The sequence below is a fragment of the Binatus sp. (SeqCode) genome, assembly GCF_049584895.1.
In the GTDB taxonomy this organism is placed as follows: domain Bacteria; phylum Desulfobacterota; class Binatia; order Binatales; family Binataceae; genus Binatus.
This window is the reverse complement of sequence record NZ_JBAUYR010000001.1, coordinates 38514-51047: the sequence shown is the minus strand read 5'-3', so window position 1 is coordinate 51047 and position 12534 is coordinate 38514. Positions and strand designations below refer to the sequence as shown.

At 58.5% G+C, this 12534-nt stretch carries 19 protein-coding genes; 15 read left to right on the top strand and 4 right to left on the bottom strand.

Translation table 11 applies throughout. From position 1 onward, the window contains the following. Positions 1-74: 74 nt before the first annotated feature. The 3 genes from WB650_RS00245 to WB650_RS00235 all read right to left on the bottom strand — a co-directional run bounded on the left by WB650_RS00245 (position 75) and on the right by WB650_RS00235 (position 2488). Positions 75-461 (bottom strand): response regulator transcription factor, encoded by a 387-nt coding sequence (locus WB650_RS00245; protein ID WP_422301710.1) that lies wholly within the window; start codon positions 459-461, stop codon positions 75-77. A 96-nt stretch (positions 462-557) separates the two neighbouring features. Continuing rightward, positions 558-1199, bottom strand: coding sequence for a response regulator transcription factor (locus tag WB650_RS00240; protein ID WP_422301709.1), 642 nt, complete (start codon positions 1197-1199; stop codon positions 558-560). Then, on the bottom strand, positions 1196-2488 hold the full coding sequence (locus WB650_RS00235) for a sensor histidine kinase (RefSeq protein ID WP_423958978.1): 1293 nt from the start codon (positions 2486-2488) through the stop codon (positions 1196-1198). The genes WB650_RS00240 and WB650_RS00235 overlap by 4 nt, the downstream gene beginning before the upstream one ends. Before the next feature lie 281 nt (positions 2489-2769). Between WB650_RS00235 and WB650_RS00230 the strand changes: the two genes are divergently transcribed. Genes WB650_RS00230 through WB650_RS00160 form a run of 15 tightly spaced genes read left to right on the top strand, consistent with a single transcriptional unit; the run spans position 2770 to position 11399 of the window. Then, the gene (locus WB650_RS00230; RefSeq protein ID WP_422301706.1) at positions 2770-3216 is read left to right on the top strand and encodes an Hsp20/alpha crystallin family protein; all 447 of its coding nucleotides are present in this window, start codon (positions 2770-2772) and stop codon (positions 3214-3216) included. A 54-nt stretch (positions 3217-3270) separates the two neighbouring features. Then, positions 3271-3681 carry an Hsp20/alpha crystallin family protein gene (locus tag WB650_RS00225; RefSeq protein ID WP_423958976.1) on the top strand — a complete coding sequence of 137 codons (411 nt, stop codon included), beginning with the start codon at positions 3271-3273 and terminating at the stop codon, positions 3679-3681. A 46-nt stretch (positions 3682-3727) separates the two neighbouring features. Further along, positions 3728-4189 (top strand): Hsp20/alpha crystallin family protein, encoded by a 462-nt coding sequence (locus WB650_RS00220; RefSeq protein WP_422303207.1) that lies wholly within the window; start codon positions 3728-3730, stop codon positions 4187-4189. A gap of 15 nt (positions 4190-4204) precedes the next feature. After that, on the top strand, positions 4205-4768 hold the full coding sequence (locus WB650_RS00215; protein WP_422303206.1) for a J domain-containing protein: 564 nt from the start codon (positions 4205-4207) through the stop codon (positions 4766-4768). A gap of 32 nt (positions 4769-4800) precedes the next feature. Next, on the top strand, positions 4801-5490 hold the full coding sequence (locus WB650_RS00210) for a DnaJ domain-containing protein (protein ID WP_422303205.1): 690 nt from the start codon (positions 4801-4803) through the stop codon (positions 5488-5490). Positions 5491-5518: 28 nt separating this feature from the next. After that, on the top strand, positions 5519-6166 hold the full coding sequence (locus WB650_RS00205) for a BON domain-containing protein (protein WP_423958974.1): 648 nt from the start codon (positions 5519-5521) through the stop codon (positions 6164-6166). Between the two features lie 9 nt (positions 6167-6175). Then, a complete protein-coding gene (locus tag WB650_RS00200) occupies positions 6176-6430 on the top strand; it encodes a hypothetical protein (protein WP_422303203.1) in 255 nt (84 codons plus the stop codon). Between the two features lie 22 nt (positions 6431-6452). Beyond that, positions 6453-6983 (top strand): redoxin domain-containing protein, encoded by a 531-nt coding sequence (locus WB650_RS00195; RefSeq protein ID WP_422303202.1) that lies wholly within the window; start codon positions 6453-6455, stop codon positions 6981-6983. 11 nt (positions 6984-6994) lie between these two features. After that, positions 6995-8041, top strand: coding sequence for an NADP-dependent oxidoreductase (locus WB650_RS00190; protein ID WP_423958972.1), 1047 nt, complete (start codon positions 6995-6997; stop codon positions 8039-8041). 45 nt (positions 8042-8086) lie between these two features. Next, positions 8087-8662, top strand: coding sequence for a type 1 glutamine amidotransferase domain-containing protein (locus WB650_RS00185; RefSeq protein WP_423958970.1), 576 nt, complete (start codon positions 8087-8089; stop codon positions 8660-8662). Continuing rightward, positions 8659-9246: a DsbA family protein gene (locus WB650_RS00180; protein WP_422301089.1), complete on the top strand. Its 588-nt coding sequence runs from the start codon at positions 8659-8661 to the stop codon at positions 9244-9246. The genes WB650_RS00185 and WB650_RS00180 overlap by 4 nt, the downstream gene beginning before the upstream one ends. After that, positions 9246-10091, top strand: a complete 846-nt coding sequence (locus tag WB650_RS00175) for an aldo/keto reductase (RefSeq protein ID WP_422301087.1) — start codon at positions 9246-9248, stop codon at positions 10089-10091. The genes WB650_RS00180 and WB650_RS00175 overlap by 1 nt, the downstream gene beginning before the upstream one ends. A gap of 30 nt (positions 10092-10121) precedes the next feature. Continuing rightward, entirely contained in the window at positions 10122-10733 is a 612-nt protein-coding gene (locus WB650_RS00170; RefSeq protein WP_422301085.1) for an HdeD family acid-resistance protein, read from the top strand. A gap of 48 nt (positions 10734-10781) precedes the next feature. Then, positions 10782-11279 (top strand): Hsp20/alpha crystallin family protein, encoded by a 498-nt coding sequence (locus WB650_RS00165; protein WP_422301083.1) that lies wholly within the window; start codon positions 10782-10784, stop codon positions 11277-11279. A gap of 45 nt (positions 11280-11324) precedes the next feature. Then, positions 11325-11399, top strand: coding sequence for an SEC-C metal-binding domain-containing protein (locus tag WB650_RS00160; RefSeq protein ID WP_422298292.1), 75 nt, complete (start codon positions 11325-11327; stop codon positions 11397-11399). 52 nt (positions 11400-11451) lie between these two features. Here the strand turns inward: WB650_RS00160 and WB650_RS00155 are convergent, their stop codons facing one another. Continuing rightward, the gene (locus tag WB650_RS00155; protein WP_422301081.1) at positions 11452-12195 is read right to left on the bottom strand and encodes a DUF1614 domain-containing protein; all 744 of its coding nucleotides are present in this window, start codon (positions 12193-12195) and stop codon (positions 11452-11454) included. Positions 12196-12534: the final 339 nt, after the last annotated feature.

The window sequence follows — 12534 nt, the reverse complement described above, 5'->3', positions numbered from 1 at the left end:
TCCTCAAATCACATAGATCCTTCCAGGGTCGCATCAATTTCGATGCGCCGCGTGTCGCCACAAATTTCTCTCCGCTAGTTTAGAACTTCGACTTCTATCGCCGATTGCACTGCACCCAGCAGCGCATCTTCGCTGAATGGCTTGGTAAGGAAGCTCACAGCGCCGCCTCGCAGCGCGCGCGACCGCGCGTTTTCGTCGTTATACGCAGTGATGAAGATGATCGGAATTGGGAAAGATGCCGCGGCCAATCGCTGCTGCAGTTCCAGACCGTCCATTCCCGGCATCTGCACGTCGAGGATCAAGCACCGGAAGGCGCGCAGCTTAGGCGATCCCAGGAACTCCTGGCCGCCTGCAAACGGCTCGGCCTGGAATCCCATCGATCGGAACAGGCTCCCGACCGCGTCGCGGACCGATTCATCATCGTCGACAATCGCAAACAACGCTGGCTGTACGGATTTCATGTCCGCCTCCGTTGTTGAGCGTGTACTTGTGTTCGTCATGAACAAAAAGTACCGCGCAATGCGCTGTGGCGTCTATTATACGTTGGTGTCTGAGTTCTAATCCTTAGGTGCCCGCACTCCGAGTCTTTCCGCCATCCTGACTAGATCCGCCAGCGAACCCGCACCCATCTTTTGCATGACCTGGCCGCGCTGAGTCTTGACCGTGATTTCACTGGTCCCGAGCTCGCCGGCAATCTGTTTGTTGAGCAGGCCTGAGACAACCAGCCGCATCACTTCCCGTTCGCGCGGAGTTAGCGACTCGTAACGCTCGCGCAAATCGTCGGTCAAACTTCGTTCACGCCGCGCCGAGCGATCGGTCTCGATCCCCTGCTGGATCGCGTCGAGCAGATCCTGATCGCGAAACGGCTTGGTCAAAAACTCGACCGCGCCGGCCTTCATCGCCTTCACGGTCATCGGGATGTCGCCGTGACCGGTCATGAAGACGATCGGGATCTTGATATCAGCATCGGCCAGCTTGCGCTGGAGTTGGAGACCGCTGAAGCCCGGTAACCGGATGTCGAGCACGAGGCATCCTGGAACGTCGGGCCGCTTGCTGCGGAGAAAATCCTGCGCGGACGCGAAGGCCTCGACGTGCAGGCCCACCGAGCGGATCAGATTTTCAATCGCCTCGCGCACCGACTCGTCGTCGTCGACTACATAGACGATCGATTCCGGCTTGCTCATTTCCTGCTTGCTCATGGTGAGGCTTCACCGACAGTCGGAATCATAAATCGAAATGTCGCGCCATGGTCCGGATTCGCTTCGGCCCACAGCCTGCCGCCGTGCGCCTCCACGATTGAACGTCCGATCGCGAGTCCCATGCCCATGCCTTCGGCTTTGGTGGTGAAGAACGTCTCGAACAATCTCTCGAGATTCTGCGGACTGATTCCCATGCCGCTGTCCCGCACCGCGACCAGCACGCCGTCCGGGTTCTCTTGTGGCTCCGACCTGATCGAGAGTTGCCGGGACCGGTTTTCGATCGCGCTCATGGCTTCGATCCCGTTCATCATCAGATTCAGCAGCACCTGTTGCAGTTGCACACGATCCGCAGTCAGCGCCGGCAAGTCGGTGCCTAAATCGGTTAGCAGCGCCACGTTGTTCCGTAGACTCTCTCTGCTCACTAACGTCACCGTCTCGCGAATGACATCGTTGATTTCCACTCGGCTCTTCTGCGGAGGAGATTTCTTTACGAACGCGCGAATCTCCTTAATCAACTCACTCGCCCGGTTTCCCTGCCTGATCATCCGGGTTATCGACGTCCGGGCTTCTTCCAGGTTCGGTGTCTCGCCCGCGAGCCAGCGTTGGGCCGCGCTGCCATTGGTGATGATAGCGGAGAGTGGCTGATTCACTTCGTGCGCGATCGACGCCATCAGCTCGCCCATCGACGTGACCCGAGTCACATGCGCAAGCCCGCTCTGCGCGGTATGCAATGCCTCCTCCGCATGTTGCCGTTCGACGATTTGTTTGCGCAGTTCTTCATTGGTACTGGCAAGTTGGGCGGTGCGTTCCTGGACCTTGGCTTCCGATTCATCGTGCGCCTGATGCAGCGCCTCCTCGACCCGGCGCCGGTGTTTGATTTCATTTTCGAGATTGAGGTTGGCCGTCCGAAGCTGCGTTGGGCTGGGAAGCGCCAGCGCGTTAGGAATCAACTTCACCAGCATCACCGCCGTCGCGATTGATACTACTGCGGTGAAAGCTTTGATGACTCCGGAGAGCCGGTACACGGGATCCCAGAGCGTCACCACTTCCATCACGTGCGTAGTTCCGCACGCCAGGATGAAGACTCCAAACATCACGAATATCCAGTTGAACGGAAGATCCGTCCGCTTGCGGACGAAATAAATCAGGACGATCGGAATCAGATAATACGACAGCGCAATCAGCGTGTCGGACGTCGCGTGCAACCAGACAATTTCCGGCCTCCACAGATAGCAGTCACCGTGCGGCATGAAATCCGACGAGAACAGCTTGCTCAGGAATTCACTCATGATGGTTCCCCTCAGTGTTTGAGGGCCGCTTTGATTAATTAGCCGGCGGCGATGGCGGCTCCGAAGTCCGCGACTTCCTCAGCCCATTCAGATCGAATTGGCACTTGCGGGCCGGTGTGGCTTCTACCCCACCGCCGCAGAGCAAATTCCCCAGACCGCGGGTACTTCTGCGATCCGAAGATTAACGGACTGCGACGATCTCCTTCGGCGCGGTGTTTGCTACCCCCCAGCTTATCCATACCGCAAGTTAGAGACTAGCCGCTCACAAGGAGAGTGCATCTATGAATCAATCAACCGCAGTTGACGAAATGGACATGCTTCATCGCGAGATAGATCGCGCGTTCGACGATTTCGTCCCGACGGAGCCGTTTTTGCGCAAGGCGTTTCTGCCGGGCCGGCTCGCGCGCGCCTATCCGCTCATCAACCTTCACGGGGACAAGGACAATCTCTACGTTGAGGCGGTGGCTCCCGGAATCGATCCGGAGTCTCTGAACCTCACCGTCGTGCGCAACGACCTGACTATCTCGGGCGAAAAAAGGCGGCTGCCGAGCGAGATCAAGCCCGAAATGTTCCATCGCGAGGAGCGCGCGACCGGCAAATTTGTGCGCACCATCACGCTGCCGGTCGAAATTGACGAGGACAAGATCAGCGCGGAATACAAGAACGGGCTGATTCTCATCACGATGCCCAAATCCGAAAAAGCAAAACCCAGGCAGATTCAAGTGTAGGTCTCCTGAGCCCGCTCAACTGAATCGCCAAAAGTGCGCAAGAGGATAACAGCCATGCCAGAGAAAACAGTACCCGCTATGAATGGATCAAATGGGTCACAGACGAATGGCAGCTCCTCGGAGATGACGCGTGCAGCCGAGCGCTACGCGCCTCCGCCGGTGGATATCTATGAAACTCAGAACTCGCTGGTCCTGCTGGCCGATATGCCGGGAGTTCCCAAGGAGAACCTCGAAGTTCGTGTCGATCAGGACACGCTGACTATCCAGGGCAAGGCGCAGCATCTCGTCAAGGGAGAACCGATATATCGCGAGATCGAGCTGACTGGTTTCTTCCGGCAGTTCGAGATCAGCGAAGACATCGCAACCGACAAAATCAACGCGGAACTCAAATACGGGGTGTTGTCGCTCAATCTCCCGAAATCGGAAAAGGCGAAGCCAAAGAAAATCGACGTCAAGGTGAGCTGATACCGGGGCGGAACGCCCCGAACAGTCAGATCGGGAGGTCAGCTATATGGCCCAGATAATCCCTGAACCTGTGAAGCGATCGATCAGCCGCTTGCGAGAGGACATTCACTCCATGCTCGATCGATGGAGGCGTCGGCGCAAAGACGGCACAACAGATGGACAGCAACTGTCGAGCATGGCCTTCGGTCCGCCGGTGGATTTCGAAGATAAAGACGATGAAGTCGTAGTCGTCGCGGAGATTCCGGGCTTCGACGAGAACGACGTCCAAATCGAGGTCATGGACAATCGACTGATCCTGCGCGGCCAGAAAAACCTCGAGAATGAGGAGCGCGGCAGCAACTACTACCGCCTGGAGAGGGGTGTCACCGAATTCACGCGGGTGATTCCCCTGCCGCCGGGAATCGACGCGGACAGCGCCCGCGCCAAATTCAAAAATGGGCTGCTGCGCATCGTTCTTCCGAAGGCCGAAGATGCAAAGGCGAAGCGGATCGAAGTTCGAGCTACGTAACCGCGGTGATCGCTCGTGCGCAAGAGCAACTTTTACCAGCGACTGGCGGTCCCGATGCGAGCCGATCCGGCTGAGATTCTGCTCGCATACCGGCGAATCATGTTTACCGTCGATCCCAACGTTGGCGCGCGTCCCGATCCGGAGCAATACCGGGATACCCAGGATGCCTACCTCGTCTTGAGCAATCCGGATCGGCGTCGCGCGCACGATATCGAGCTGTTGACTGGCCGGCGGACTTTCGCGGCCGAGACGCCGCGATGGAAACCGCCGGTCACGATTCCTGATGATTTCACTTCCATGACGCCTTCTCTCGAAGAGTTGCGCGACCACATTTCGCAGAACTTTCACGGGTATCGCCGCAAAAGTGACGGACCCTACCGCCGTCTTGGTCTTGACGCGACGTTGCATCGCGAGGATGCGCGCTTCGGATGCCATTTGCCGGTGAGCCTCTTCAGCCGCCGCTCGCAAGTGATGTTTGAGATTCCGCGCGATACCCACGACGGCGAAGTATTCGAGATGGATCTAAGCGGGATCGGAATTCACAACCTGATGTTGCAGCTGAGGGTGGTCGTCGTGTGATTGAAGGCGCCGTCGACGAAGGAGGTAAAGCGTTGCTGAAGAGAAATTACTACCTGACTTTGGGCCTCCGCGTGACGGAACACGAAAACGGGCTCAGACACGCATTCTACGAGCTGGTGCGGCACTACCATCCGGACAGCGTCGGGGCTAACGGCACTCCGTTCTACCAGGAAATCGTCGAGGCATATCACCTTTTGTCGGACCCCGACCGAAGAGACGACTACGCTCGAGGCTTGAGCGACGCGGGACCAGCCGTGACCAGCAGGCGCACATGGGCGCTCCCCGATTTGAATTCGCCACTCGATTCTGATCTTCCGACCGCCGCCCACCTTCTGAGCAATTCCCGGATTTCGTGGCCTTCTCTCGATCTGGTCCGGGAGCAGGTGTTGAAAAACTTTCTTCGAGCCCGGCCGCCGCGGCAAAAGCGCGCCGAGGCGATCGACGTCCAGCTCACGCTCACGCCGGAGGACGCGGCCCGCGGCGGCGTCGCGATGATCGAAGCTCCCGCCATCTATCCATGCCCGGCGTGCCACGGGTCCGGACAAGACAACGGCTTACCCTGCCAGGTCTGCGATGAGCTAGGCGTGGTCGAAGAAAAGGAATCGATACCGGTGCAGATTCCCGCGATGTTCGAACCTCATCAGCAGATCGAAATTCCCTTGCGCGGCCTCGGCATCCACAACTTTTACTTACGGCTTCATCTTGACGTCGCACCGCAATGAGGCCGAGACAAACGCCAGAGGTATCCATATGAAGACCGACTTTGAATTGCGCCACGACGTCGAACGCGAGCTCGAGGAAGATCCCAGCGTCGACGCGCGCGACATTGCGGTAACGGCCAAGAACGGTGTCGTCACGCTGACGGGTCGTGTCCCGACGCTTGGCGAAAAGTGGCGCGCCGAGAGTGTCGCGAAACGTGTCGCCGGAGTAGTGGCGATCGCCAACGAGATCGAGGTCGAGCTGATGCACGAGCGGACCGACGCCGACATCGCCGAGGACTTAAGACTGGCGTTCAAGATGGACAACCGGATCCCCGCCGACAGCATCAAAGTCGCCGTTTCAAATGGCTGGGTGACGCTGGGGGGAACCGTCAATCACCACTTTCCGAAAACGGAGGCCGAGAACCTCGCGCGAGAGCTCGCGGGCGTCCGTGGCATCACCAATTCGATCGCCATCACGCCGAGCGCATCGCCCAGGGAAGTCAAAGCAAAGATCGAAGAAGCTCTCAAGCGAAGCGCGCAAATCGACGCGAACCGCATTTCGGTCGAGAGCCTCAACGGCAAGGTTATTCTCACCGGCACTGTCCGCTCGTTCGCCGAGCGCGGCGAAGCAGAAGCGGCAGCCTGGCGCACGCCGGGCGTCACCGAGGTTGAAAACAAGCTGACCGTCAAACCGTGAGCTTTCGCGATGAACGAGCAAATTAAAGTTGGATATCAAACCTACATTTACGACGGCGGCGAGGAGTTCGGCGCGGTGCGTGAGGTTGCGCCGGACGGCAGCCAACTAGTGGTCTACATCGAGAATGCTGGCGAGTTCGTCGTTCCGCTCGACGCCGTCAAATCGGTGCATTCCGGAAAAGTTATTTTGGATTACGCGCGGCTCAACCGCCGCGTTCAGAAGGCAATCGATCACGCGCACGACGCTGAAAAGCCAGGCACTTAAATCACACAGAGGAAAGCCACCGATGAAAAACGATCAGACCACCAACAATGGCAAATCGGTTCTGGGACCCGGAACCAAGGCGCCGGACTTCACCCTGAAGTGCACGCCGGACCAATCCGTTTCGTTGAGTGATTTTCGCGGCGCGCCTGTGATCCTCGCGTTCTACCCCGCGGACTGGAGCCCTGTGTGCGGCGATCAGTTGGCTCTGTACAACGAGGTATTGCCGGAGTTCAGGCGCTTCGGCGCCGCGCTGCTCGGTATCTCGGTCGACGGCGCCTGGTGTCATGCCGCGTACGCCAAGGATCGCAGACTGCACTTCCCGCTGCTCGCTGATTTCCACCCTAAAGGAGAGACGGCACAGAGCTACGGCGCGTATCGGCACCAGGACGGCGTATGCGAGCGCGCATTGTTCGTGATCGATTCCGAGGGAACGATCCGATGGAGCTACCTGTCACCTATCGGAGTGAATCCCGGCGCCGACGGTATTCTCACCGCTCTTGAAGGTCTCGCGCCTCGGCAGCAGGCGTCAACCCGCGAAGCGTCACGCTCTTAAGGAGAGCACCAATGGCTACCACCACGGCAGCACGAAAAACAAAAACGCATCCAGTGGCCCGCGATCATTCGCGAAGCCGAATAGCCGAATCCAACATCCCCGCGACTATGCAGGCTGCCGCGATTGATCGTTTTGGCGGACCCGAGGTCCTCACGCTCCACACTCTGCCGACGCCGATGCCCGACGCGGGAGAGGTGCTGATCGCAGTCGATACTGCAGGCGTCGGAGTGTGGGACGCTGAGATGCGCGATGGCAGCCTCGCAAGCAGTCGAAAAAAGTTCCCGCTGGTGCTTGGCACCGATGGCTCCGGGGTTATTGCGGCGATTGGCTCAGGGGTGCGCCGTTTCAAACTTGACGATCGCGTGTATTCGTATGCGTTCGAAAACCGCAAGGGCGGCTTTTACGCTGAATACGTAGTGGTCTCCGCCAAAATGACTGCTCATATACCGAAGACGCTCGACCTCGAGCACGCGGGCGCAATCCCGACCACCGGGCTCACCGCGCTCCAGGGCATCGACGACGCACTACATCTAAAGAAAGGCGAAACCATCATCATACACGGCTCGACTGGCGGCGTGGGAAGTCTGGCCGTGCAGTTCGCCAAGCTGCGCGAGGCGCGAGTGCTTGCGACCGCGTCGGGCCAGGACGGCATGGATTTCGCCCGCCGCCTCGGAGCGGACATGGTGATGGACGGACGCCACAGCGATATCGTCGCCGCCGCACGCGAGTTCGCACCCGACGGCATCGATGCCGTGCTTGGCCTGGCTGGTGGTGAGGCTCTGGAGCGATGCCTCGATACGCTCCGACCCGGTGGCCGCCTCGCCTATCCAAACGGAATAGACCCGGAGCCAAAGAAGCGGCCCAAAATGCAGGTCATCCCCTATGACGCCGTTCCGGGCGTTCACGAGTTCGATCGCCTGGGACGCGCCGTCGAAGCGGCCAAGCTTCAGGTCCCGATTGCTGCTGCTTACCCCCTCGCCGATGCGGCGAAGGCACATGAACGGCTGGCAGCCGGTCACGTGCTTGGCAAGATCGTGCTGCGAACTCATCAGACCTGAACATATGTGGTCACTTGAGAAATTTTTTACGACCTGAGGTTTACAATGGAAAATCTTAAAGGACTGAAAGTCGCGATACTGGTCACCGACGGTTTCGAGCAGGTTGAACTCCTCGAACCGCGCAAGGCTCTCAATCAAGCCGGCGCCGAGACGCGCGTCGTTTCGCCCAAGGACCAACGCGTCAAAGCCTGGAAATTCACGGATTGGGGCGAGGTGATACCGGTCGATGTGCCACTGGACAAAGCCTCTTCGCGAAACTTCGACGCGCTGCTGCTGCCCGGAGGCGTCATGAACCCCGACGCTCTACGAATAATTCCGAAAGCGGTCGCATTCATAAAGGAGTTCTTCGACGCCGGCAAGCCGGTCGCCGCTATCTGCCACGGCCCATGGACAGTGATTGAGGCCGGAGCCGCGAAAGGACGCCGGATCGCATCGTGGCCGTCACTCAAGACTGATCTTCGGAATGCCGGTGCGGAATGGATGGACCAGGAAGTTGTGGTCGATAGGAACCTCGTGTCCAGTCGCAAGCCCGACGACATTCCAGCGTTCAACCGCGAGATGATCAAGTTGTTCGGCCAAGCCGCCACAGCAAGCGAACATTCTCGCCAGACTCACGCTTGATCGCCGGCGCGAACTTAATCGGCGCAGGATTTATTCAAACAAACAGGAGACACGTCATGCTCACCCCACCAGTCGGCAAACGCGATCATGTTATCGGTCCGTGGAACGCGAAAATCGTCGTTGTGGAATACGGCGATTTTGAATGTCCCTACTGCGCTGCTGCTGAGCCCGTCCTTAGGGCATTGCGGCAAGCACTGGCGGGCTCCCTACTGTTCGCGTTCCGCCACTTCCCGCTGGCCGAGGCGCATCCTTACGCCCTGCACGCCGCAGAAGCGGCCGAGGCTGCGGGCGCGCAGGGAAAATTCTGGGAGATGCATGATTGTTTGTTTGAACATCAGGATGCGCTTGAAGACGAGGATCTGATCGACTACGCGGCCGAGGTCGGCTGCAACCTGGATCAGTTCGTCAACGACATGGCTGAGAACCGCTACGCCGCGCGCGTGCGGGAAGATTTTCTCAGCGGAGTTCGCAGCGGCGTCAATGGCACTCCGACGATCTTCATCAACGGATTGCGCTACGACGGCCCTCGCGATCTCGGCTCAATGCTGGCGGCGATCGAACAAATCACTGCCTTGAGGGCATGATGAAATATCATCGCTTCGGCGCCACCAGGCATGAGGTGCCGGTTATCGGCCAAGGCACCTGGTACATCGACACCGGTATTCCTGATCGCGCGATCGCTGCGATTCGCCGCGGCCTCGACCTCGGCATGACGCATATCGACACAGCCGAGATGTACGGTTCTGGCGACGCCGAGGAATTAGTTGGTCGCGCGATTGCCGGTCATCGCGATGAGGTCTTCCTGGTATCGAAGGTGCTGCCCGAGAACGCCTCGATTGAGGGTACCGTCGCCGCTTGCGAGAGATCGCTCTACCGGCTCCGGACCGACAGGCTCGACTGCTACTTGCTGCATTGGCGCGGACCATATCCCTTGGAAGATACGGTCGCCGGCTTCGAGACGCTTCAGCGCGACGGGAAGATCCTGTCGTGGGGTGTGAGCAATTTCGACGTAGGCGACCTCGATGAGCTCTGGAGCATCGTCGGCCCGGCCCGCATCGCATGCAATCAGGTCCTGTATCACTTGCGAGAACGATCGATTGAGCACGCCGTGCTTCCCTGGTGCGAACGGCACGGCGTATCTGTCGTCGGCTACAGCCCGTTCGGCCATTCGGGGGCTTTTCCGGGCCCGCACACGTCAGCCGGTCGCGTGTTGAGCGCGATTGCCGCCAAGCACAACGCAACCCCGCGCCAGGTCGCGCTCGCGTTCCTGGTCAGGCGACCCTCGCTCTTCACGATCCCGAAGGCGTCGAGCCCGGAGCACGTCGAAGAAAATGCAGGCGCCGGCGATCTACGGTTGAACGGGCGCGAGCTTGCGATGATCGACGAAGCATTTCCGATCGGAATCCGGCAGCGCCTCCCGGTGCTTTAGAGGCGTCACTAATCATCAAAGGAGAGTGACATGGCAGAACTGGTAGTCGAAGAAGTTGTAGTCGAGGATATTGCATCGACAATGGCGCGATATTGGTGGGTATTCCTGCTGAGAGGGCTGCTCGCCATCGCATTCGGTGTGATTGCCTTCACGTATCCCGGAATCACATTAGCGGTGCTGGTGATCTTTTTCGGCGCGTATGCACTCGTGGATGGGGCCTTCATTATCGGCGCCACGCTGGCGAATTGGCGTCATATGGAAAATCATTGGCTCCCGATGCTGCAAGGAATTCTCGGTGTATTCGTCGGCGTGTTGACCTTCCGCTTGCCCGCGGTCACCGCCCTCGGCCTGCTTATCTACATTGCGGCCTGGAGCCTCGCGACCGGTGCGCTTGAAATCGTCGCGGCAATCGAACTGCGCAAAGTGATGAAGGGTGAGCTCTGGCTGCTGCTGAGCGGCATCTGTTCGGTCATCTTTGCGTTCCTCTTGATGTTGAATCCGTTCGCGGCAGCAATCGGGCTGCTGTGGCTGATCGCAGTCTGGGCCGTCGTCTTCGGAGTCCTGTTGATAGGACTAAGCTTCAAGCTTTTGAGACACAGCGGCGCATTGCATCAGTCGCAGAAGCCATCATTCGCGACTTGACAATCCACGTGCCGATTTTTTTGAAACTTTGCTCAGGAGGTAAACACAATGGCGAACGCACTTCAGGAAAGGCATGCGGCGCCGGCATTGGAGAATGTACGGCGCGAGTTCGACGATCTAATTGACAGGTTCCTCGGAGGAACACCGCGCTCGATGCAGCGTCTTAACGCGCTGCTGAAAGAACCGGCGATCGAGTCGTACGTCGAGGGCGACAAGATGGTGGTGCGGGCGGAGATGCCGGGTATGGATCCGAAAGACATCGAAGTGACGGTCAATGGAAACATGCTGACGATTCGCGGCGCTCGTGAAGATCAGCATGAGGAGAAGGGTCGCGACTTTCTGCAGCGGGAGATCAGCCACGAGGAAATGGAACGCTCGATCACGCTCCCGCCTGGGACGACCGGCGAAGGGATTAAGGCATCTTACAAAAACGGAATCCTCGAATTGACTGTGCCAATTCCAAAGGAAACCTCGACCAAGAAGGTTCAGGTTCAAAGCGGGAATGGCGGCGGCAACGGCAGCAACGCCAGCTCAAAGAATAAGTAGCTGAGTCTCGAATTTGGGGAACTAACCGTTACAGGAGGTGTTGCAATGCCACACCCAATTGAACCATGCCCGTGCGGATCCCTGAAGCTCTACAGAGATTGCTGTGGCAAGGGAAAGTGAAATGCTCGGCGGAGTCGGCGCCATTCGCTGACTCCGCCGAGCCTCGGTCACGTTACTCGCGACTGATCACAACCTCTTCATAGGGCTCAACCGCACGTCTGCGGCCAGCGCCAGCAAGTAGTACCGCCACAATCCCGGTAAGAAACACGCCATCGAAAGTTCCCATGCCACCAATTGACGCGACCGGGGTCCTGAGCTCGGCGATTCTGTTCAGGTTGGTCAGATCAGCTCCGATCAGCGTGCCGAGGACGCCACTGACGTACGCGATCACGTGCAGGCTGTCCCTCGCTCCCATGGCTTTGCCAATCAAAACCGCGACGATCGCTGCCGTAAGCGGCGGAATAAACAATGGAAGTGCAATCCCGAGTCCTTCCACCGGGTAGGCAAACTGATGAGCCACGTATGCGACGAGTGCCGTTCCCAGTACTGACGGCAGGAGGGCCGATGGCCATCGGAACAACGCATAGGCACAGATAAATAGTGGAATCAGCGCACCACCGACATTTATCGCGACCGTGGTACTCGAGCCGGCGTATTGCATGGGAATTTGATAGAGCACGCCGAAATTGTTCACCGTGGTCGCGGTCGGAATAGCATCGGACGGGACGGCGTAGAGAGGAATGTTGATATAGCTGCCTATGAGACTCGCGAACAAAGCCAGAATCGCAGCCCTGGGCGAAAGGCCTAGAACCAAAAATGCATAACTGATCACCTCGAGTTCGATCAGGATGAAAAGCCCGGCCAAAAGGGCCACGCAAATGAGTACGTAGATGAAAAGAAAGGGGGCGAACAACATGCGATTGACCTCCTGATGTCGTACCTAGCCCAACACGCAAATGTTGGACCGTAAGTTGCCGCATGAAGCAGAACGCCTACTTCGAGAGAGTCATTGGTTCGATTCGACGGGAGTGCTTGGACCTCGTTCGCCGCGTGCGAACGGAACCGGCTACGATCGAAATAGCTCCCTACTGGCCACGGCACCCGGACGCATCTTTCACTGGACAAAGACTGTCTTGCACTGGCGACCGATCCAGTCGCCACAGAACGGACGAATCATCGCCGTTCCACAAGTCGGTGGGTTGCACCATCGCTACGAACGCCTCGCGGCGAATCATTGGCTTCACAAATGGGCCGC